General features: G+C 72.9%; 11 protein-coding genes. 10 read left to right on the plus strand and 1 reads right to left on the minus strand.

The genetic code is table 11. The features are described from left to right. Positions 1 to 60: 60 nt before the first annotated feature. The 7 genes from LXT23_RS09045 to LXT23_RS09075 all read left to right on the plus strand — a co-directional run bounded on the left by LXT23_RS09045 (position 61) and on the right by LXT23_RS09075 (position 16,807). Complete coding sequence (locus LXT23_RS09045) at positions 61 to 3,387, plus strand: response regulator (RefSeq protein ID WP_253979709.1); 3,327 nt, start codon at positions 61 to 63, stop codon at positions 3,385 to 3,387. Continuing rightward, entirely contained in the window at positions 3,384 to 5,231 is a 1,848-nt protein-coding gene (locus tag LXT23_RS09050; RefSeq protein WP_253979710.1) for a sensor histidine kinase, read from the plus strand. Before LXT23_RS09045 ends, LXT23_RS09050 begins: the two co-directional genes overlap by 4 nt. 37 nt (positions 5,232 to 5,268) lie before the next feature. After that, entirely contained in the window at positions 5,269 to 6,237 is a 969-nt protein-coding gene (locus LXT23_RS09055; protein WP_253979711.1) for a FecR domain-containing protein, read from the plus strand. 240 nt (positions 6,238 to 6,477) lie between these two features. After that, a complete protein-coding gene (locus LXT23_RS09060) occupies positions 6,478 to 8,169 on the plus strand; it encodes a TolB family protein (RefSeq protein ID WP_253979712.1) in 1,692 nt (563 codons plus the stop codon). Positions 8,170 to 8,204: 35 nt separating this feature from the next. Continuing rightward, positions 8,205 to 10,100, plus strand: a complete 1,896-nt coding sequence (locus LXT23_RS09065) for an Ig-like domain-containing protein (protein WP_253980413.1) — start codon at positions 8,205 to 8,207, stop codon at positions 10,098 to 10,100. Positions 10,101 to 10,105: 5 nt separating this feature from the next. Next, entirely contained in the window at positions 10,106 to 13,708 is a 3,603-nt protein-coding gene (locus LXT23_RS09070) for a flagellar motor protein (RefSeq protein ID WP_253979713.1), read from the plus strand. A gap of 9 nt (positions 13,709 to 13,717) precedes the next feature. Beyond that, positions 13,718 to 16,807, plus strand: coding sequence for an MYXO-CTERM sorting domain-containing protein (locus LXT23_RS09075; RefSeq protein WP_253979714.1), 3,090 nt, complete (start codon positions 13,718 to 13,720; stop codon positions 16,805 to 16,807). Here LXT23_RS09075 and LXT23_RS09080 read toward each other — a convergent pair. Then, positions 16,804 to 18,195, minus strand: a complete 1,392-nt coding sequence (locus tag LXT23_RS09080) for a response regulator (RefSeq protein ID WP_253980414.1) — start codon at positions 18,193 to 18,195, stop codon at positions 16,804 to 16,806. The genes LXT23_RS09075 and LXT23_RS09080 overlap by 4 nt on opposite strands. Positions 18,196 to 18,207: 12 nt before the next feature. Between LXT23_RS09080 and LXT23_RS09085 the strand changes: the two genes are divergently transcribed. The 3 genes from LXT23_RS09085 (at position 18,208) to LXT23_RS09095 (ending at position 20,820) form a co-directional block, all read left to right on the plus strand. Further along, positions 18,208 to 18,594: a VOC family protein gene (locus LXT23_RS09085; RefSeq protein ID WP_253979715.1), complete on the plus strand. Its 387-nt coding sequence runs from the start codon at positions 18,208 to 18,210 to the stop codon at positions 18,592 to 18,594. Positions 18,595 to 18,658: 64 nt separating this feature from the next. Then, the gene (locus tag LXT23_RS09090) at positions 18,659 to 20,020 is read left to right on the plus strand and encodes a GspE/PulE/PilB domain-containing protein (RefSeq protein ID WP_253979716.1); all 1,362 of its coding nucleotides are present in this window, start codon (positions 18,659 to 18,661) and stop codon (positions 20,018 to 20,020) included. 74 nt (positions 20,021 to 20,094) lie between these two features. After that, positions 20,095 to 20,820 (plus strand): DNA alkylation repair protein, encoded by a 726-nt coding sequence (locus LXT23_RS09095; RefSeq protein ID WP_253979717.1) that lies wholly within the window; start codon positions 20,095 to 20,097, stop codon positions 20,818 to 20,820. The last annotated feature ends 12 nt before the right edge of the window (positions 20,821 to 20,832 follow it).

Consider the following 20,832-nt stretch of genomic DNA (forward strand, 5'->3'; position numbering starts at 1 on the left):
CGGTCGCCTTTCTCACACCTTGAGGAAGGACGTTGATCTCTGCGTACAATTCCTCCCGCCTTGTCCGAGCCCCGCCACACGCTGCTGTTCGTCGATGACGAGGCCGACGTCCTCGACATCCTCACGCGGATGTTTCAGCGCCGGTATCGGGTGCTGACGGCCTCCAGTGGTACGGCCGCGCTCGAAATCCTGCGTCGCGAAACGGTGGACGTGCTCGTCACGGACCAGCGCATGCCGGAGATGTCCGGCATCGAGCTGGCGGCCACGGCGCGCGCCGAGGGCCTCGACGTCACCACGCTGCTGCTCACCGGGTACACGGACCCGGAGGACATCATCGCGGCCATCAACCGCGGCCAAGTGTACCGGTACATCACCAAGCCGTGGGACGTGAACGACCTGCTCATCACCGTGAAGAACGCGGTGGAGTTCACGCAGCTGCGGCGGGACAAGGAGCGGCTCATCCGCCAGCTCCACCAGCGCGTGGAAGCGCTCTTCGTCCTGTACGAGGTCAGCCGCGCCAGCGCCAACGACCCGGCCAGCTACGACAACATCATCGACCGGGTGCTCATCGCCGTGGCGCGGGTGCTGCCGTACGACTGCGGCGCGGCGCTCATCGCCCCGGACGAGTCGCGCAGCGTCACGCTGCGCCTGCGCTGCCACGGCACGGTGGGGGAGAAGGCGCTGCTGGGCGTGAAGGAGTCCATGCTCGGCGCGTACCGCAAGAGCAGCGGCCTGCTGCTGCCGGAGGACCGCGTGATTACGCGCGTGGCCGGCACCACCACGCAGGACGCCACCGCGGCTACGGTGTACCCCAGCCAGCTCACGGTGAACCTGGTGGCCGGCGGGCGCCCGGTGGGCATGCTGTCGCTGTTCAGCCTGCGGCCCGACGCCTTCACCGAGGACGACGGCGTGCTGCTGGACGTCCTGGCCAACCAGACCGCGGACGCCATCCAGTCCCTGCGCTCGGCGGAGGAAGAGGCCCGCCACCGCATGGAGCGGATGGTGGAGTCCATGGCGGACGGCGTGGTCCTCACCGACGAGAAGAACGACATCGTGGTGATGAACCCGGCCGCGCGGCGCCTCCTGCAGGCGGGCGACGACCCGGAGGCGCACACCACCAAGATGATGGAGGAGCGGCTGGGCTTCCAGCCCTTCCACCTGGTGCGCGGCTGGGAGTACAGCGGCAGCCAGATCCTGCGCGAGGAGGTGAAGCTCTTCGAGCGGCACGTGCAGGTCACCGTCACGCCGGTGAGCGACGCGCGCGGCAACCTGCGCGGCGTGTGCGTGGTGCTGCGCGACATCACCGACCAGAAGCGGCTGGAGGAGCGCAAGGACGAGTTCGTCTCCATGGTGAGCCACGAGCTGCGCACGCCGCTCACGTCCATCTCCGGCGCGCTGGACCTGGTGCTCAACTTCATGGCCGGCGACATCAACGACCGGCAGCGCCGCTACCTGTCGCTGGCGAAGGACTCCACCGAGAAGCTCAACGCCATCGTCGACGACCTCTTGGATTTGTCGAAGTTCGCCAAGGGCCGGCTGCGGATGAACTTCGAGGTGGCGTACCTCGACGAGCTGATTCAACGCGTGGTGGAGAAGTACGGCCCCGCCTTCGGCGAGAAGCGCATCCTGGTGAAGCCCGTGCTGCCCAGGCATCCGCTGCGCGTGCTGGCCGACCCGAACCGCCTCAACCAGGTCCTCAACAACCTGCTCAACAACGCGGTGAAGTTCACCCCGGAGGGCGGCGAGGTGCGGGTGGAGCTGCACGCCACCAGCAGCCTGCCGGGCTACGTGGTGGTGTCCTGCTGGAACAGCGGCGACCCCATCGCCGAGGACAGCCTGGAGCGCATCTTCGACCGCTTCGAGCAGGCGCGCACCAAGGCCAACCGCACCGTGCGGGGCACCGGCCTGGGCCTGGCCATCTGCCGCAACATCGTGGAGGCCCACGGCGGCCGCATCTGGTGCGAGCCGTGCACCGACGGCGTGCGCTTCATGGCGGTGCTGCCCACCGAGCCGCCTCCCGAGCTGCGCCAGGACGACGGGAGCGAGGTCCCCGCACAGCCGCGCCGCAAGGAGAGCCGGGGCCGGGTGCTGGTCATCGAGGGTGAGCCCGAGGTGGGCTTCATCGCCAAGGCGCTGATGGCCGGGCGCGGCTATGACGTGCGGCTGGCCTTCAACGCCGAGGAGGGCCTGTCCTCCGCGCGCAAGTACCACCCGGACATGGTGCTGGTGTCCGTGCGGCTGCCGGACGTGGACGGGCTGCGGCTGGCGGAGATCCTCCGGCACGACCCGGAGACGCGCCGCGCGCCGCTGCTGGTGACGTCCGCCTTCGACGAGCGCCAGCGCGCCTTCCGCGCCGGGGCGGATGCCTTCCTGGTGCGCCCGCTGGCGTCGGACAAGCTGCTGGCCACGGTGGACTCGCTGGTGCGGGGCCGCGCGGGCCCGGCCCACGGCCGCGTGCTGGTGGTGGACGACGACGCGAAGATTGCCCTCATCTGCCGCGAGGTGCTGGAGAACATCGGCTTCGACGTGGCCACGGCGGGCTCCATCGAAGAGGGGCGCCGCTCCCTGCGCGAGCGCCGGCCGGACGTCGTCCTGCTGGACGTCACGCTGCCGGACGGCGACGGCTTCGTCTTCCTGGAGGAGATCAAGGCCGAGCGCGCCAGCGGCCACATCTCCGTCATCTTCATCTCCGCCCGCGCGGAGACGTCCTCGAAGGTCCGCGCCCTCAAGCTGGGCGGCGACGACTACCTCACCAAGCCCTTCGACGCGCTGGAGCTGGGGGCGCGCGTGGAGAGCGTGATGCGGCGCAAGGAGCAGGAGCTCTCCGCGTCGCCCACCACGCAGCTGCCGGGCTCCACGGCGATCGAGCGCGAGGTGCAGCGGCGCCTGCTGGCGCGGCGGCCCTTCGCCTTCTGCTACCTGGACCTGGACAACCTCAAGGCCTACAACGACTACTACGGCTTCGCGAAGGCGGACGGCGTGGTGCGCCAGACGGGCGACCTGATGCGAGAAATCTTCGCGCAGGAGGGCGGGCCCGGGGACTTCCTGGGCCACGTGGCCGGCGACGACTTCGTGTTCATCACCTCCACGGAGACGGTGGACCGCATCTGCCAGAAGGCGATTGAAACCTTCGACCGCATCATCCCGCTCTACTACGACCGGCAGGACCGGGAGCGCGGCCACATCGAGGCGGAGGACCGCTACGGTGAGAAGCGGCGCTTCCCCATCATGAGCGTGTCGGTGGTGGCGGTGATGACGGACGGCTCGCAGGACCACGCCGAGCTGGCGCGGCGCGCGGCGGAGATGAAGAAGCGGGCCAAGGCCATCCTGGGCTCCGTCTTCCTGCGCAGTGACCGGGAGCAGGTGGTACGCTCCGTGGCCGGATGAGGCTCTACCAACAGCTCGTCCTCTTCATGCTGGCCGCGACGGTGCTTCCCCTCGCCGCGGTCGGCTTCCTATTGCTCTCGCGCGCCGAGGCCGAGCTGGCCGCGCGCATCGACGCCGAGCAGCGGGCCCAGGCCTCCGCCACCGCGGAGGCCGTGAGCGCCTCCCTGATGGAGGTGGTGGACGCGCTGGCCCGCTCGGCGGAGCTCATCGACTGGGAGTCCGCCAGCGAGGCGGAGACGGTGGGCGGCCTGCGGCTGCTCTACGGCCAGTCCACGGCGGTGAGCGCGGTGCTGAAGCTGGACGCGGAGGGCCGGCCCCTGGGCTCGCCCGTCTTCCGCCCCCAGGCCTCGGACGGGCACCCGGCCTTCCGGGCCGAGGCGCTGGAGCGACTGGTGCGCTCGATGCCCGTGCAGACGCTGCGCGGCGGCGGCAAGGGGCAGGCCGCGCTGGGCAGTGCCTATGCACATGCGGAGGGCGAGCCGGCGGCGGTGGCCGTGGCGGTGAAGCTGGCGGAAGGAGAGAACGCGCCCTTCGCCCTGGCCGAGGTGGTCTTCACCGCGCTGGAGAGCGTGCTGGCGCGGCGCGCGGCCGGTGGGCTGGGCCGCATCGACCTGGTGGACGAGGACCGGCGCGTGCTGGCCAGCTCGGAGCCGGAGCGGCGCATGAAGACGCTGGCGCCGGAGCTGGCCGCGCCGCTGCTCACGCCCCCGGCCCAGCTGACGGAGCCCGTGCGCAGCTTCCGCGTGGAGTCGCCGGCCCGCCGGGTGAGCGTGGCGCGCGTGCCCCGGGGGCTGCGCTTCGACGTGGTGGTGGCCGTGGACGAGGCCACCGCGCTGGCGCCGGTGCGCGCCATGCGGCGCACCGTGCTGGCCTCCATCGGCGGCACCTTCCTGGTGCTGCTCGGGCTGGGCGCGCTCTTCACGCGCCGCCTCAACCGCCGGCTGGCGGACGTGGTGGAGGGCGCGGAGGCCTACGGGCGCGGCGAGCTGGACCGGCGCGTGAAGGTGCAGGGCCAGGACGAGCTGAGCGAGCTGGCCACGACGTTCAACCGCATGGGCGCCGAGCTGGAGGCCGCGCGCTCCCGGCTGCTGCGGTGGAACGACGACCTGCGTGCCCGCGTGGACGAGGCCACCGCCGAGCTCAAGGGCGCCCAGGTCCAGTTGCTGGAGGCACAGAAGCTGGCCGCGGTGGGGCAGCTCGGCGCGGGCGTGGCGCACGAAATCAACAACCCGCTGGCCGGCATCCTCGGCAACGTGCAGCTGCTGATGCTGGACCGCGGCTCCGCCGACCCCGATTTGGAGACGCTGCGGAAGATTGAGCAGAGCGCCAAGCGCTGCAAGGAGATCACCCAGAACCTGCTGCGCTTCTCCCAGCAGCGCGAGCGCGCGGAGCTGCGGCCGGTGGACCTCAACGCCGTGGTGCGCGACGCGCTCAGCCTCACCGAGCACCAGATCCGCGGCGACGGCATCACCCTCGTCACCGAGCTGGGCCAGGGGCTGGGCCGCGTGCGCGCGGACCCCGGGCACCTGTCCCAGGTGGTGCTGGCGCTCTTGTCCAACGCGCGCACGGCCATGCTGAAGACGCCCACGCGCTGCCTCACCCTGCGCACCGGCGAGCGGGACGGCCGGACCTTCCTCGAGGTGGAGGACACGGGCAAGGGCATCTCCCCGGACATCCGCCCGCGAATCTTCGAGCCCTTCTTCACCACCAAGGACGTGTGGTCCAACGTGGGGTTGGGCCTCAGCGTCGTGTGGCGGGTGGTGACGGAGACGGGCGGTAGCATCGACGTGCGCTCGGAAGTAGGGCAGGGGACCTGCTTCACCGTGTTTCTGCCGAAGGCGTGAGCGGCTGCACGGGGTGTGATACCAAGCAAGGCGTCCCATGGCTGACCCTCGCGCCCCCCGACGCCAGACGCCCTTCCTGGTCGGCCTCGTGCTGATCCTCGCGGCGCTGCCGCTGGGGTGGTTCGTGTTCCTGCGCGAGCCGCCCCCGCCACCCCCGCCTCCGCTGCCGCCCGTCGCCGTGGCGCCGCCCGTGGCGAAGCGGCCGCTGGTGCTGGAGTTCACCGAGGTGTCCGGCACCGTGGAGGTGCTGCAACCGGATGGCGCCTGGCGCGCGGCAACCGTAGGCACCTCGTTGCGCCGCGACGAGAAGGTGCGCACCCAGGACGGCTCGTACGCCATGCTCATCGGCGGCGAGGCCGTGGAGATTCGCATGGACCCCGGCACGGAGATCTCCGTGGAGGAGCTGACCGAGTCCGTGTCCCGCCTGCTGCTGGCGCGCGGTATGGCCACGGCCGTGGTGAAGTCCGGCAAGCGCCACACCTTCGAGGTGAAGGCGGCCAACGCCGACGCCGTGGCCACCCTGGAGCAGGGCGGCGCGTTCACCATGAGCAACAACGGCACGGGCACCGTGGCCGTGGGCACGCGCGAGGGTGAGGTCACCCTCGTCGGCCAGGGCAAGGTCGTCATCGTCCGCGCGGGCCAGCAGGCCGTCATCCGGCCCGGCCAGGCCCCGTCCGAGCCCGCCGCCGTCCCGGGCAGCCTGCTCCTCAAGGTGGACTGGCCCGGAGAGCGCACGCGGCGCGAGCGCGAGCTGGTGGTGCGCGGGCAGACCGAGCCCGGCAGCCGCGTGGAAGTCGACGGCGTCACCCTCATCCCCGACGCCCAGGGCCACTTCGAGCGCAAGGTGGCGCTGCGCGAGGGCCGCAACACGGTGGATGTCCGCGCCGTCGGAGTGGGGCGTATTGAACAGAGGGACCGGCAGGACGTGGTCGTCGACACCACGCCTCCCGCCCTGAAGACGGACACGCAGGACATCTGGAATCAGGCAAACGACGCTTCCCCCTAGAAGCCCGGCGGACGAGCGTGCGATCGCCTTGACCCCCGGCGACGGGGCTCCCTAGAGTGGCGTCTCGACGTTCCTGTTCAAGGGCAATCCAGGGCGAAAGCCTTGGTGCGCAAAGCCGCGGGGCCTGAAGTACGGCCGGCCGTGACCGCCGTGGGAAGCCAGCACCGGATTCTCCGGGGCCCACAGTGCCTTGTGCGGGGCGTGGGTCGTCGTCTCGGAGTCTCCGGGAGGTCGTTTCCGATGCTGCGGACACTGGCCCTGGCTTGCTGCCTGAGTTCCTCGCTGTCGCCCGCCTTCGCGCAGGTGACGGCTCGCCCCATCACCGGTACCCGGAAGGTCGTCAACGGGGGGCCGGGAGACCAGACGGACCCGCACGTGAGCGGCGCCCTGGTGGCCTACACCAACGAGGCCCGGGGCCAGAGCGAGATTCGCTACCACGACCTGGTGACGGGCCAGGACGCGGCCATTCCCAACAACGGCGCCTTCGACTTCGTGTCGGACGTGGGCAGCGGGACGGTGGTGTTCACCCGCGTGAGCTCCGCGAGCGCCATCTACGCCTTCGACGTGGCGGGCGCCGAGTCCGGTCCGGTGGAGATTGCCCCCGAGGAGGGCAGCAGCCGGCGGGCCGCGGTGATCGGCGGCCGCACGGTGGCGTGGCAGGACTTCGGCTACACCGGTGACACGCTGCAGCCGGAGGTGGCCGCGTACGACCTGGACCGGGGCACCCTCACCCGGCTCACGAATGACGGCCTGCAGGACCGCACCCCGGCGGTGGCCCCCGACGGGCGCACGGTGGTCTGGGCCAAGTGCGACGGGCAGGGGCTGGGCTGCGACATCTGGCAGGCGGCGTGGAACGGCACGGGCTTCAACGCCCTGCGGCTCACCGGCACCGAGGGCGAGGAGTCCCAGCCGGACACCAACGGCCAGGTGGTGGTGTACGCCAGCACGCGCGCGGTGGAGGGCGTGATGGACCGCGACATCTACTGGAAGCCCGTGGGCGGCGGCGCCGAGCAGCGGCTGGCCCTGCCCGGGCTGGACGCCAACCCCAGCATCAGCGGCTCGCTGGTGGCCTTCGAGCGCAGGGACCCCCTCAAGAACGACTTCGACATCGTCGTCTACGACCTGCGCACGCAGCTCCTGTACACGCTGACGAGCTCGCCGGAGAACGAGAACCTCAATGACCTGAGCGTGGCCCCGGACGGCACGGCGCGGGTGGTGTGGACGGTGCCGGAGAACGGCGACTTCAACGTGCACTCCTTCACCTTCAAGGCGCCGGAGCAGCCGTCCTGCCAGCAGCCCAAGGAGGGCCGGATTCCCGCGGACGTCTGCGCCAACCCCGGGGACTGGCCGCTGGTGGCCACGCTGGACGTGACGCGCAACCTCAACGAGCCCGAGTGCGCGGCGCTGGACTTCCCGGCCTCGGGCTACGGCGCGCTGTGTGTGGACAACGGCCATACCGGCGTGCGCGCCACGTCCGGCCGGGTGTTGCTCAACGGCCACGAGAAGGTCAGCCCCGCCCACTTCCGGCAGGGCTCCTCCACCATCGCCGTGGGCGTCGTCTTCGATGGCGACAACGCGATGAACGCGACGATCTCCGGAAAAGCCGGAAGTGCGTACCGCATCCGTGTCTACACCCCGCCGCCGCAGTGCGAGCCGTCGGGGGACGTGCCCGAGCCGCCGGCGCCGGGGGAGGAGGTCATCGCCGGAAGGCATGTTCCGCCCGTGGCGCTCCGGGCCGCGACGGTGTCATCCGTGACCTTCATTCCCGAGGGCGCTGTGCGTGGCGGCCCTGTTCCGGGCGGGTGCAGCACGTCTGGTGGCTCTGTCGCGTTGATGGGACTGATGGCGGTGGCGCTGTGGCTGGTGAGGCCCCGGCGCGAAGCCGTGCGCGTGGTGCGGAAGGAACTTCGGCGCAGAGCCGGGGGACTGTAGAGTTACAGGGCCTGAACCGGTTCCTCCTCTCAGCCCTGCTGTTGCTGTGCGCCCCGGCCTGGGCGGACACGCTCGAGATCCTCGGGCCGTCGTCCGCCGTGGCTCCGGATGGCTTTCCCGTGGCGCTGGTGAGGAAGGACGCCGCGGGGACGCCGGTGCCGGTGGGCGCGCCCGCGGTGGTGGCGGAGGGCGCGGAGCTGCGCGAGGGCCCCGAGCAGCCGCCGCTGCGCACCTTCGTGGTGGTGCCGCGGCCGGGCGCGCGGGACGTGGTGGTGAGCGCGCGCGTGGATGGCCTGGAGACGCGGGCGCGCTACGTGCTCGGCCCGCCGGCCACCGAGGTGCGGCTGGCGCTGGAACCGCCCGCGCCGGTGAAGGGCCGGGACAAGGAAGCGCTGCTCACCGTGCGGATGGTGCGGCCGGACGGCGCCGAGGACGACAGCGGCGCGCCGCCCGTGGTGCGCGCCAGCATCGGCCGCGTGGAGGCGCTGGAGCGCACCGGGCCCGGCACGTACCGCGCCCGCTACGTGCTGCCGGACACGCGCTACCCGGAGGTGGCCATCCTGGTGGCGTTCTCCGCGTGGCCCAGCCCGCAGTCCATCCATGGCGCGTACGGGCGTGTGCTCGTCCCGCTGGCCGCGTCGGTGACGCTGCCGGGCACCACGGAGCCGGACGCGCAGATCTCCATCGACATCGCGGGCAGGAGCTTCGGCCCGGTGGCGGCGGGGCCGGAGGGCCGCTTCCGGCTGCCCATCATCGTCCCGCCGGGACACCGCTTCGGGCAGGGCCGCGTGGTGGACCGGGTGGGCAACGTGCGGCGCATGCCCATCGACCTGCAGCTGCCGCCCACGGATGGCCTCGCGTGCGTGCTGCAACCGCAGCGGCTGCCGGCGGACGGCGCGTCGCAGGCCCGGCTGGTGTGCGCCACGAGTGACCCCCTGGGCCGGCCAGTGGAGGACGCGCGGGTGACGGCCCAGGCGCGCCACGGCACCCTGCGCGGTCCGGTGCGCGCCGAAGGAGGCCTGCTGGAGTGGCGCTACACGGCGCCTCGCGCGCTGGCGGCGGAGGAGCGCCTCGAGGCGCTGTGGCCCCAGCGCGGCTCGCGCGAGGCGCCGGCGCTCCAATTGGTGCAGGGCCCGGTGGCGGAGGTGGGCGTGGCCGTGTCGGACGCGCTGATCCACTACGGCTCCCAGGCTACGCTCAAGGTGACGACGCGCGACGCCTTCTCCCGGCCGCGCCCCGGGGCGGTCCTGGACCTCCATGCGGCGGTGGGGACCTTCTCGCCGCCGGTGGAGTCGCCGCCGGGCACCTTCACCAGCACCTGGACGCCGCCTGAGTCGGGCGTGGCGGCCGAGGTGGCGCCGACGGTACGCGCCTGGGGGCCGGCGGGGAGCGAGCCCGCGCGCATCTCCGTGTGGCGCGAGGGCGGTGTCCTGTTCGCGGGCGTGGCGGACCTGGCGGGCCTGCCGGTGCCGTCGCAGCCGCTGCGCGTGGACGGGCAGCCGGTGGTGACGGGCGTGGATGGCACGCTGCGCCTCGGGGCGCTCCGGCCCGGCAGGCTGGAGGTGGCGCATGGCGTGTGGCCGGGCCTGGCCCAGACAGTCCATGTGCTCGGCGTGGAGGGCCCGGTCTTCCCGCTGGGGACGGCCCTCGTCCCCGGCGCGGTGTCGCAGCGGGTGCGGCTGGCGCCCGAGGTGCCGGTGAACGTGCGGCTGAAGGTGGAGGGCACCCGCGTGACGTACTGGGTGGAGGACCCGCGCGGCCGGGTGCTGGAGGGACGCAGGGTGCACGTGGCGCTGTCCGCCGGCGAGCGCGTGGACGAAGAGGTCCGCGACGGGCGCACCTCCTTCACCGTGCGCGCCGCAGGGCCGGTGGGCGTCTCCGTCGCGGACGTGAAGACGGGCGTCACCGCCCTGGCCGAGGTGCGGCCTTGAGGCGCGTGGCGCGGTGGCTCGGCGTCGCGCTGCTGCTGCCCCTGTCCGTGGGCGCGCAGGGGCTGACGGCGGACGTGGCCTCGCTGGCGTCCTCGCTCGCCGGCCGGGTGTGCCAGGACGTGAATGGCGACGGCCGCTGTGCTCCGGAGGAGCCGGGGCTGGCGGGCGTGAGGCTGGTGCTGAGCACCGGCCGCGAGGTGCGCACGGATGCCCGCGGGCGCTACCACGTCAACGGCGTGGACGCGCGTGTGCCGGATGCGACGGGGGGCGTGCACCTGCGTCCGGGCCGCCAGCGGGTGAAGGTGGACGCGCGCTCGCTGCCGGCCGGCAGCCGGGTGAGCCCGGAGGCCGCCACGGTGGAGGTGCCGTGGGGCGCCGTCGCCCTCCAGGACTTCGCCGTGCGCGGGCAGACGACGGTGGCGCCGCCGGTGGTGCTCTCCTACGACGCGGCGCCGCCGGTGGCGGAGCTGGTGGCGGGGGAGGGCGCGGTGCGCTTCCAGGTGGCCGGACAGGCCGGGCCGGGAGACCGCGTCGTCGTGGCGGGCGTGGAGGCGGCGGTCGATGCGAGGGGCGCCTGGCGCGCGCTCGTGCCGCTGGTGAGCGGAGAGAATCTATTGGCCATCACCGCCACGGCGCCCGACGGCGCGGTGCGCCTGTTCCGCCAGCGCGTGGACGTGGTGCGCCGCGACAGCGGGTGGCTGGTGGCGCCCCGGCCGATGGAGCCCACGGGCTCGCTCCAGCTTCCGGCGGGACGGGACGAGCCGGTGGCCAGCGGCAGCACCCGGCTGCGCGTGGAGGCTCCGGAAGGCACGCGCGTGCGCACGCCGAAGGGCGAGCAGGTGGTGGGGCCCGAGGGCCGTGTCGAGGTGCCCGTGGTGCTGGAGCCGGGCCGCAACGCGGTGCCACTCCAGCTGGAGGTGCCGGGCGAGCCGCCCCGGAAGGAGACGCTGGAGATTGCCGCGACGGCGCGCCCCTTCGCCGTGGGCCTGCTGGACGTGGAGGCCACCTGGGCGCCCGCGGACGGAGACGTGCAGCTTCGCGGACGGGGCTCCGCGCACGCCGAGCTGCGGCTGGGGGACGTGGAGCTGGTGGGCGAGCTGGACCTGCGCGACACGGACGGCCGGACGCTGAATGGCGCCAGCCTGCCGGACTGGCTGCGCCCTCGCGTGCCGGAGCGCTTCGAGCGCGCGCCGGACCTGGACCTCACGCCCGCCGAGTGGGGCGACGACTCGGTGTCGCTGACACCCAACGCAGCGGAGGGGCGGCTGCGGCTGGAGGCCCGGCACGAGGCGCTCGGCCGCGCGGGCCTGGGCACGTACCGGGCGCTGATGCAGGACCGCGAGGTGGGCCGCTACCACCGGCCCCTCTTCGGCCCCTACGCGGAGCTGCGCACGGGCCCGGAGCAGGACACGACGACGGCGCGCGCGGGCCTGGAGGCCTTCGGTGGGAGCCTGGCGGACCCCAGCCGGCTGCTGGCCGCGGTGCCCGCGCACGAGGAGCTGCGCGCCACCGGCGGCAGCCTCTACTACCTGGGCACGGGCTCGGTGGCGGAGGGCTCGGAGCTGCTGCGCGTGGAGGTTCGCGACGGCGTCACCGGCCTGCCGCTGGCGGAGCGGCACCTGGTTCGCGGGCGCGACTACGACCTCGACTACTTCTCCGGCCGCATCCTCCTGGCGCGTCCGCTGTCCTTCCTCGCGGGCGACGCCTGGCTGCGCACCGACGCGCTGACGGAGTCTCCGGAGCCGGTGCTGGTGGCGGACTACGCCGCGCTGCGCGTGTCGGACGCGCGGGACGCCGCGGGCGGCGAGGTGTGGGCCGAGCTGAAGGGCACGCGCCTGGGCCTGGCCGCGGTGCGCGAGGGGCGTGACGGCCGCCCGTATACGCTCTACTCCGGACGGGCGAGCGCGAAGGTGGGGGCGTACTCGCTGCTGGCGGAGGCGGCGTCCAGTCGGGGCTCGGCGGTGGAGTCGGGCCTCTTCGGCGTGTCGGACGACGGCGGCCTCAGCTTCCTCCGCCCCGCCCCGGGAGCGCTGGAGACGCGGGGCGAGGCGCTGACGCTGCGCGTGCGCGGCCCTGGCCCGCTGGGCGGTGGAGGCTCGGTGGACGCGGCCTTCCGCCTGCGCGGGAAGGGCTTCTCGGACGGGGCGCACTCGGAGGCGACGCGCTTCCGCCAGAGCTCGCTGCGCGTGCGCCAGCCCCTGGGCCGCCTCGGCCTGACGCTGCTGGCGGATGAGCGCCGCTCGGCCGACCCGCGCGAGCCCTTCCTGGACACGCCCTTCTCGGCGCGCACGCTGGGCGCGGGCGTGGGCTGGGAGGAGGCGCGCTGGGGCGTGCAGTTGGAGGTGCGCGACTCGCGGCTGAGCGCGGCCGAGGTGGCGGGCGCGGGCCCGGCGCTCTTCGGGGGCCGCACGTCCGCGGGCGTGGCGGGCACCTGGCGCGCGTTCGAGCGCGTGGCGCTGCGCGCGGCGCACCGGCACGCGCTGGCGCTGCACGGCGAGGGGCCGGGGCGGGTGGACGACACCTTCAGCTCGGCGGGCGTGGACGTGGACGTGTCGAAGGACACGCGGGTGGGCGTGCATGGCGGCTGGGGGCCGGAGCTGGGCCCGCGCGCGTGGGCCAACGTGGAGTCGCGTAGCGGGCAGGAGGTGTACTACGGCGGCTACTCGGTGGACGTGGACGGGCCGGACTTCGGCGCGGGCCGCACGCTGACGGGGGCGCGCACCGAGCTGCCCGACAGCGGCACCGCCCTCTTCGTGGAGGACGTGGGCGCGCATGACGCCACCTCCGTGCGGCTGGCTCGCGCGGTGGGCCTCCAGCAGAAAGTCACCGGCGGCTTCAGCGTGGGCGCGCGCTACGAGCGCGGCGTGCGCAGCCTGCTGGACGTGGACCCGCCGCTGGAGCGGGACGCGGCCGGCGTCTTCGGACAGCTCGTGCTGGAGCGCCTGCGGCTGGACGGCCGGGTGGAGCTGCGCCACGAGGAGGGCACGCCGGAGCGCGGTGCCACCACACCGGTGGACCGGCTGCAGGCGGTGGTGGCGCTGGCCGCGCAGGCGGAGCTGCACGAGGACGTGACGGCCTCGGGCCGTGTGGACTTCGCTCGCACCGCGGGTGCCGAGGCCCTGGAGTCCCGGCTGGTGGAGGGCTACGCGGCGGTGGCGTGGCGGCCCGGGCCCTGGCTCGTGGTGGCGCGCTACGGCCTCACGCGCGAGCTGCTGCCCGGGGCGCGCGCCGCCTTCGGTGAGCGGGCGCTGCAGATCTTCTCGCTCCTGCCGGCGGTGAAGGTGGGAGACCGGCTCTCCGTGGCGGCAGGGCTGCACGCTGGCCGTTCCAGCCTGGGTGACTCCGTGCGCTGGGTGTGGACGGGCACGGTGCGACCGGCGGTGAGGGTGGTGGGAGGGCTGGAGGTGGGAGCCGAGCTGGCGCGGAGGACGGCCTCGCCGGAGGGCGAGCGGCTGACGGCCGTGAGGGCGGAGGTGGGCTACCGCGTGGACGAGCGCCTGCGCATGGCCGCCGGGTACACACTGCTGGGCTTCAGCGGCTTGGGTTTGACGGACGACTCGACGGAGAATCAGGACCGGCTCTACCTGCGAGCCGAAGTGGCCTACTAGGAGCAAGCCGTGCGCGCCGCCATCGTCTTCAGCCTCTGTCTGGGTATGGCCACAACGGCGTCCGCCGGCTGGGAGCAGCTCGATGCGAGCGAGCGCGTCCAATACGTAGAGGCCTGGCCGAATGGCGCCTTCACGGCCGTGGCGACGCCCTACATGGATGTCTTCACTCCGGGCCGTGTCGAGTCCTTCCCGGAGGGGTACGTGGTGGGCACCTTCGTGTCCGGGGCCTGCTACGCCGCGGTGAAGCCGGACAGCACCACCTACAGCGCGAACACGTGCTGGCAGCCGGGCAGCATCCTGCCGTTCCATCCGACCGCCAACTCCCGTGTCGTCGAGCGGGTTCAGTTCACTCCGTCAGGCACCGGCTACGCGGTGGTGAGGGTGGATCTCAACGACCTCCAGCTCCTGACGGTGCCGCCGGTGCGGGTCGGCCGCCTGGCCTGGGATGCGATACCGGTCAGCAATGGTGCGTACACCCCTGGCTCGCCGATGAGCGTGACGGATACGCAGGGCGCAGTCCCGCATGCGCTCTTCCGCCTCAACCTGGGCCCCGCGGCCTTCCTGTGGTTCCGGGGAGACCGGCAGCAGGCCGAGGTCACCGTGCAAGGGGGCATCAACTTCGGTGAGCGCGTCGTGCTGGACCTCTTCTCGGGAGGGACGGACCCTGTCGCACTGCTGGCGAGGGACACGCGGCTGTTCCGCGGGGTGCTCCGGCCCCCGACACCTCCCGAGACGGGCCCCATCCTGCCGTTCTCCCAGGTGTCGTTGCCCGATGCGGGGTCACCCGTATCCATCGTCGCGGTGGACATGAACACCGGCGGTGGTAGCCAGTACGGTGAGGGCTACGGCCTGGCGGTGGGGACGGATGGGAACGGCCAGATTGTCGTCTTCCAGGCCGTCCCGGCGGACAGCGCGGCCAATGCGGGCACGCAGTGGCGCGTCCACCCGACGCTCAACAGCCAGAGCCTGGAGGGCTCCAACGAGGTGCCCGTGGCGGTCGCCTGCTCGGAGTCCTCCCTCTGTGTCATCGGACTGGACCGTCCCACGGGCGTCGGTGGCAACCTCATCGCCAATCGCAACGCAGTGGGCCCGGTGCTCAACGTGGGGACGACCCTCGTCGTCAACGAAGGCGGGAGCGGCCAGTTCCAGCTCTCCGCCACGGACGGAGACTCCGACCCGGTCCGCGTGTCGATGGACGCCACCGTGGCGCAGGGGCTGCTGGACGGCGTCGCCTCCGTGCCCGGGCCGGACCGCCTGGACGTGACGCTCACCGCGCCCCCCATCGTCTGCAAGGACGAGCTGACGCAGCTGTCCGTCTTCGCGTCGGACGGCCTGGCGAGCCACGATGCCACCGCGACGGTTTCCATCCGTGTCGCCAACGTGAGGGGCCCGGCGAAGCCGGGTGTGACGCCCGCGAGCGCTTCCACCGCGGCCTCCGGAGAACCGCGCGAGTTCGTCGCCTCCCCTGGCGGCGGCGAGTGCGAGACGGAGGGCTACCAGTGGACTTCGGTCGGCCCGGACCAGCCTGCGCTCGTCACGGATGCCATGGGCAGGGCCACCTTCACGCCTCCGCCCTTCCTCTGCTCGCCGACCGGCCGGACCTATACGTACGCGGTACAGGGCCGGGACGAAGGGGGCGCGTGGTCGGACACCACGCCCTTCACCGTGGACGTGGCGCCCTGGGGCCGCCCCTCGGTCCCCTTCGCCGCGAGCGCGGTGCGCAACCTCGAGTCCAGCCTGGGCGCCAGCGTGGTGGTGGCGCCCGATGCGCTGCACCCGTGCGCGGCCACTCCGGAGCTGCCTCCCGTGGAGACCGAGTGGCGGCTCTCCGACCTGGCCACGGGCGTGCCCGAGGGCTTCACGGTGCTCGACGCGGACGGCAACCCCGTCTCGCTCGCGTCCCCGGTCGTGAGCCCCCAGCTCCGGGTGGAAGCGGCTTCGTGCGCGCGCGGGAGCCTGTCGCTCACCGCCCGCAACCGGCTCGAGACGACCGCCGCGGGAGTGCAGGAGAGCGCCGACGCAGTGGTCCGCGTGGACGCGGCGCCGAGGGTGGAGGACTTCGCCACCGCGAGCCTGGACCTGACGGTGGCCTCTTCCCCGGCGGGCACCGTGGAGCTGGGCGTGGGGACGTCACTGCGCTGCCCGGATGAGCGCCTGCGTGCGCGGATGACCCTGGAAGAAGGCGGCGTGCAGGTGGTGTCCGAGGAGGTGGCCGTGCCCGGGACGTGGCGTCCCGCGCTGCCGGAGGCGTGCTCGACCGGTGGATACCGCGTCCAGGGACAGCTCTTCGACTACAGCACCGGCTCGGCCGTCGCGGGAGACACGGAGTCGCTCGTCGTGCAGGACACGCGCCCCGTGGAGCTGGGGCCCCTGGAGGGCACGGCGCTGGTGGCCCGCTGCGGCGAGGGCGCGACGGCCACGCTCACGCAGACGATTCCCGCCAACGCCTGCCGCGCCAGCGCCTTGGCCTGGACGTATGAGAGCGGGCCCGAGCTCACGGAAGGGCCGCTGTCCGGCCAGAGCGTCACCGTGGCCACGCGGGAGACGGCGCTGGAGGACCTGGTGGGCGCGTTCATCACCCTGCGTGTCACGGCGGACGCGGGAGATGGCAGGACGGCCACCACGCGTCACGAGGTGCCCATCACCGCGGAGCCCTTCGTGGAGCTGCGGTACGAGACGGAGTCTCCCAGCACGTCGGAGACGGGGCTGGTGGGCGTGGTGGCGCGGCTGCGCAACACCTCGGCGTGTGGCGTGCGGACCCTGCGCCATGTGGAGCGCGTGGAGGGGCTGGAGGTGGTTCCCGGCAGCGTGAAGCTGGACGGCCAGCCCGTCACGGAGCAGGCGGTGGAGGGCGGCTTCGTGGTGGAGGGCGTGACGCTGGAGCCCAACGCCACCCGCGCGCTGACGTACGTGGCCCGTCCCCGGCTGCTGGCCTCGCCCCGCTTCGGCGGAGAGGTGACGCTCAACCGGGTGCTCGTCTCCGGAGTCACTCCCGTGGCGCCGGGCACCTCCGGGTGCGGGTGCTCGGGAGGTGGCTCGGAGGCGGCGCTCTTCGGGCTGCTGGCGCTGGCCCGGGTGCTGCGCCGCCGTCGGGACTAGAGCCCGAAGGTGATGCGGTGGCGCCGGCTGGGCGCTTCCGGCCGCTCCTCGAGGATGCCGAGCAGCTCCAGCCCGCGCAGCGTGGCCAGCGCCTGACGCTCGGACAGGTCGGTGAGCGCGAGCAGGTCCTCCACCGTCTTGCTGCCGTCCGCATACGCGAGCAGCAGCGCCTGTGGCCCCTGCAGCTTCAGCTCGTGCAGGCCATACGGCGGGTCCGCCGTGGGGAAGAGGCGGCGTGAGCGGGGCATGCGCTGGCGCAGCGCCACCAGCGTCTCCGTCTTCTCCACGCCCTCCAGCACCAGGTCACCGGGGAAGACGGACAGCTTCACCAGGTCCGCGCGCTGCGGGCGCATGGCGCTGAAGCCGTAGTTGCCCTCGGTCCAGGTGAAGGTGGACCAGATGATCTCCTTCACCTGCTCCTCGAGCAGCTGCTGGCGGCGCGCGGCGTCCATGATGCCCATGCGCAGCATCGCCTCGCCGGTGCGCAGGTTGTGCTCCCTGGCGTACGCGGCCACCTCGGCCAGCCGGGACTCGGGCAGCACGCCGCGGCGCACGCAGAAGCGGCCGAAGCGCTCCTGGCCCAGGTTGGAGGCGGCGTACACGACGCGGCCGGCCTCGAAGTAGACGACCTTGAGGACGGAGCCCTGCTTGAGCTTCAGCTCTCCGTGGTGGCGTGCCTCGTAGTAGGCGTTGAGCAGCCGCGCGACGGAGGTGTCCTTGAGGTCGCCACCGAGCGTCCACTCCGGCAGGGAGCCGCGCGTGGGCGCCGCGGGGGAGGCCGCGCTGCTGCTCCACACCTTCTCCCGTCGCTGGAAGGGCAGGGGGAGGGCATGCTCCACCTCGTCCACTTCGATGCCGGGCAGCGGGGCCGTGGCGGGCACGACCTGCATGGGCGAGGACGTGTCCCCGGACTCGGCGGCGAGCTCCTCCAGGACGATGAGGTCCTCGGCGTCGAGCAGCTCGTCGGGCGGCGTGGGCTCCCGCACGGGCGGCGGCGCGCGGGGCACGGGGGCGACGCCGCCCGCGGCCTCCAGGGCCTCCAGCACGGTGTTCAGCTCGAAGGGCTTGGCGAAGAAGGCGCGGGCGCCGTGGACCTGGACGGCCTCCTGGGCGAAGCGGTCCCCCTTGTAGACGCCGCTGACGGCGATGGCGGGGATGCCGTGGGCGCGCAGCGCGGCGAGCACCTCGCTGCCGCGGATGTCGGGCAGGAGCAGGTCCACCAGGGCGGCATCCCACTTCGCGCCCGGGCTGAGCGCCTCCAGCGCGGCCTCGCCGGTATAGGCCGCCTTCGCCTCGTGGCCCCGGCCCTGGGCGGCCGAGACGATGAGGGAAGCCAGCTCGTGGTTGTCTTCGACGATGAGCAGTCGCGCCATGGGCGCGCAGACCATAGCATCCGCTTCATGGACGTTCAGGGCTTCCACCATGTGGCCATCCAGGCGAAGGATCTCGAGCGGGTGACCGCCTTCTACCGGGACCTCCTGGGCTTCCCGGAGCTGACCCGGCACTTCCGGCCGGACGGCTCCCTGCGGAGCATCTGGGTAGGGGTGCCCGGAGGCGGCTTCCTGGCCATCGAGGCGGCGGGCGTGGCGCCCGAGCCCACTCCCTTCCGGCACGAGCGGCCGGGCCTGCTGATGCTGGCGTTCCGCATCCCCAAGGCGGGGCGGGCGGGGGCGGTGGAGACCCTGGCCCGGGCGGGCGTGCCGCTGGAGCACGAGACGCGGTGGACGGTGTACGTGAGGGACCCGGAGGGAAACCGGGTGGCGCTCAGCCATCACCCCGAGGACTGACGCCAACGCAGTGCATGTAGGCGTGCTTGCGGACCGGGATGAGGCATGGCTACAAGCGGAAGCCATGCGCCTGGGTGAACTGCTCCTGAAGGAAGGCCTCGTCACCGCCGAGGGACTCGAGGAAGCGCTCGAGGCACAGGTGGTGCATGGCGGGCGGCTCGGGACGAACCTCGTGGAGCTGGGGCTGCTGGCGGAGCAGGACCTGGCGAAGGTGCTGGGGCAGCTTCACAACACGGCCTTCGCCTCCGGGGAGCTGGTGCCGGACCCCAAGGCGCTGGAGCTGGTGAAGCCGAACCACGCGGACGACAAGGAGTACCTGCCGATGCGGGTGGACGCGACGCGGCTGAGCATCGCCGTGGTGAACCCGCACGACTTCGAGACGCTGGACTCGATTGCCTTCAAGACGGGCAAGCGGGTGGTGCCGGTGGTCATCCCCGAGTTCCGGATGAACCAGCTGCTGCGCCGCTACTGCAAGGCGTTCCGGCAGCTGCGCGCCATCGACATGAACGCCATCCGGCCGCGCCCCGCGCCGGGCTCGCAGGCGGAGCTGGCGAAGGCGTCGGAGAAGGCGCCGGACCTGATGAGCGAGGAGGAGTTCCAGTCCGTCTACGCGCAGGCGCTGCGTGGCGGCGCGGACTACGAAGGAGACATGGGCGAGGCGGAGGAGGAGGTCATCACCGGCGTGGAGGTGGTGGAGCCCGTGCCCGTGCCGGTGGCCCCTGTCGCTCCAGTGGTGCAGCGCCCGGTGGCGCCCGCGCAGCCCCGGCCGCCGGTGGTGCCGGCCCAGCCCTTCCCGATGACTCCGCCGCCGGTGACGCTGGTGCCTCCGGTGGCGCAGCCGCAGCGCCCGCAGGCGCCCGTGGCTCCCATGGCGGCCGGACCGGGGGTGGTGCCTCCGGAGGCGGTGCCCGTGCCGCGGCCGCCCGCGCCGCCGCCGACGCCGCTCACCTTCGCCGAGGCACAGGCGGAGCTGGCGCGCAGCTCGGACCGCGAGGACGTGGCGCGCACGGTGCTGCGCTTCGCGCTGGGCAAGTGGAAGCGCAACCTGCTGCTGTCGGTGCAGGGCGGCCTGGTGACGGGCTGGCACGGCATGGGGTCCTCGGTGCGCGACGCGGCGGTGCGGCGCATCGGCGTGGCGCTGAGGGAGCAGAGCACCTTCCGGCTGGTGCGCGACACGCGCTCGCACTACGTGGGCCCGGTGAAGCGGGATGCGGCGATGGGGGTGTTCTACAAGCTCCTGGGCGGCGGCTTCCCCACGACGGCGGTCATCCTGCCGCTGCTGGTGCGCGGCAAGGTGGTGCACCTCCTGTACGTGGACAACGGGCCGGACCAGCTCACGCCGCCGGACGTGGGCGAGCTGCTCATCCTCTCCCAAAGCGTGGGCCGCTCGTACGAGGCGATGATGCGGCGCCGCAAGAGCGCGTAGCGGGAGCATCCCCACGGAGGACGTGCATGCCACCCCGGAAGACGCCCGCTCCCGCGAGACCTGTCCGAAAAGAAGTGCCTTCTCCCTCGAAGGCTGATGTCCAGGCGGTGCTCGCGTGGCTGAAGCGCACGGGCACGAAGAGCACTCGCGACGGCATGGCGAGGTATGCCATTCCCTCGGACAAGGCCTTCGGCGTACCTGTGGGCGCCTTGCGCAAATACGCCAAGAGCCTCGGGCCGAGTCATGAGCTCGCCGCCGCGCTCTGGGACACGGGCTGGTACGAGGCGCGCATGCTGGCGGCGTTCGTCGACGAGCCGGAGAGCGTCACGCCCGCGCAGATGGACCGGTGGTGCCGGGACTTCGACAGCTGGGCCATCTGCGACACGGTGTGCTTTCACCTGTTCGACCGTACGCCGCATGCCTGGCGCAAGGTCGAGCAGTGGTGCGGCCGGCGCGACGAGTTCGTCAAGCGCGCGGCCTTCGCCCTGCTGGCGAGCCTCACCGTGCATGACAAGCGTGCCGGCGAGGAGCAGTTCGTTCAGGGGCTGGTCCTCATCGAGCGCGCGGCCAACGACGAGCGCAACTTCGTCAAGAAGTCCGTGAACTGGGCACTGCGGTGCATTGGCAAGCGCAGCCCCGCACTCAACACCGCCGCAGTGGAGGTGTCCCGGCGGCTGGCGGACTCATCCGAGGCCGCCGCGCGCTGGGTGGGCAAGGATGCGCTCCGGGAGCTCACGAGTGCCGCCGTGGTGCAGCGGCTCTCCCGGCGTCGCGGCGCGAAGGTCGCGGGGGCTGCCTGACGCCGACACCGG

The sequence above is a fragment of the Pyxidicoccus xibeiensis genome (assembly GCF_024198175.1).
Taxonomy (GTDB): Bacteria; Myxococcota; Myxococcia; order Myxococcales; family Myxococcaceae; genus Myxococcus; species Myxococcus xibeiensis.